General features: G+C 68.5%; 1 protein-coding gene. It reads left to right on the forward strand.

The genetic code is table 11. The features are described from left to right. Positions 1–155: 155 nt before the first annotated feature. Positions 156–1,154: a type IV toxin-antitoxin system AbiEi family antitoxin domain-containing protein gene (locus tag D8Y23_RS16570; RefSeq protein ID WP_128219108.1), complete on the forward strand. Its 999-nt coding sequence runs from the start codon at positions 156–158 to the stop codon at positions 1,152–1,154. Positions 1,155–1,250 lie beyond the last annotated feature (96 nt).

Below are 1,250 nucleotides of genomic sequence, written 5' to 3' on the forward strand. Positions count from 1 at the left end.
CGACAGAAGTGGCCCCGGGGCCACTCACGCTTAGGCGACGACGGCGCGGCTGCTGCATCGCAGCCTCTCCTCCCCATGCTGAGTACCCGCCTCTTGATCCCCAGATCGGTCCGAAGACCCCGCGCTCCGCGGGCGGAGCAAGAAGACTCGGCACGGTGACCAACGGATTCCTCGTTCCTCTGCGCCGGCGACGTGACCTCATGGCGCTCGGATTCGACTCTCGGCGTATTCGGCGCGAGGTCGAGTCCGGTCGCTTGACCGTACTGCGGCGCGGGTTGTTCGCCCGGACGTCAGAGCTCGAGCCGCTGACCGTCGAAGACAGAACAGTTCTCCGTGCGCGGGCGTACAGCGCCATCGCTGCCATCCGGCCCATTTTCGCGGGACGCACCGCAGCCGCCATGCATGGGCTCCCTCTCCTGTCGGACGATGGCAAGACCCACGTCATCTCTCCGAACGGCCGACCGGGCTCGGGATACGAGATCGCTCGGCACCGCGGCCAGCTCGGCGACGGGGATGTGACAGAGGTGCAAGGCGTCCTTTGCACCTCCCTCCCCCGAACGATCGCAGACATCGCACGGATGGAGTCGGAAGAACTGGCCGTGTCCGTAGCGGATGCCGGGCTTCGCCAAGCCGCGTACCGCTCGCCGGGCGCGTACGACCTCGCTGCCGCAGAGGCGCTGAAGGAAGCGGCGCGCGCGACGCTCCTTCCCCACGGCGCGGGCCGGGCGCAGGCTCGGCGCGTTCTGGATTTCGCCGATGGGCGCGCCCAGCTTCCCGGAGAGAGCATCAGTCGGATCAGGTTGATCGAACTCGGCTTCGCCGTTCCCTCGCTGCAGGTGCCCGTCAGGGGTCCGCGTGGGCGGGTGTACTGGGTGGACTTCGGTCTGGATGACGTAGGAGCTTGGGGCGAGTTCGATGGCAAGGCGAAGTACCGCGAACTCGCCTCCGCCGAGAAGAAGAGCGCAGCTGACATCGTGGCTGAGGAGAAGGCGCGCGAGGACTGGATCCGCGGCGTGACCAAACGGCCCGTTGTGCGATGGGGATGGGCCGACATCGCAGACGCTGCCACGCTCGGGCGGCGGCTCGCCGCCTTCGGCATTCGCCCCAACCATTCCCGGCCCGGGGCTCCTCGAGCGGATGCTGCTTCCCCCTAGATGGTCCATCTGACGCTCGCAGCCAGTCGGGAGTCGCCGCTCGGCGCAACCATCACCGCCCGCAAGTGGCCCCGGGGCGACAGAAGTGGCCCCGGG

Origin of the sequence: Microbacterium enclense (assembly GCF_004022425.1) — a bacterium.
Classification (GTDB): Bacteria; Actinomycetota; Actinomycetes; order Actinomycetales; family Microbacteriaceae; genus Microbacterium; species Microbacterium enclense_A.